The 268-nt window shown below is 54.5% G+C and carries 1 pseudogene; it reads left to right on the top strand.

Features of this window, described 5'->3' with window-relative positions:
- Window positions 1-249: pseudogene (gene ecpB, locus SB764_RS40810) on the top strand (fimbrial chaperone EcpB); the annotation flags it as partial.
- Window positions 250-268: the final 19 nt, after the last annotated feature.

Genomic DNA, 268 nt, shown 5'->3' with positions numbered 1-268 from the left:
CTGGTCGTCGCACCCCGCCAGGCAAACTACCACTTTCAGTACGCCAACGGCTCCCTGACAAATACAGGAAATGCGACGCTGCGGATCCTCGCCTACGGCCCCTGCCTGAAAGCCGCCAATGGTAAAGAGTGTAAAGAGAATTACTACCTGATGCCGGGCAAGTCGCGTCGTTTTACCCGCGTGGACACGGCGGATAACAAAGGACGGGTTGCACTTTGGCAGGGTGATAAGTTCATTCCCGTGAAATAGATAGCTGTGCAGATGGATA

Source organism: Paraburkholderia sp. SIMBA_027 (assembly GCF_046535315.1).
In the GTDB taxonomy this organism is placed as follows: Bacteria; Pseudomonadota; Gammaproteobacteria; order Burkholderiales; family Burkholderiaceae; genus Paraburkholderia; species Paraburkholderia tropica.
Note: the sequence above shows the minus strand (reverse complement) of the source record. Positions and strands in the feature narration are given on the sequence as shown.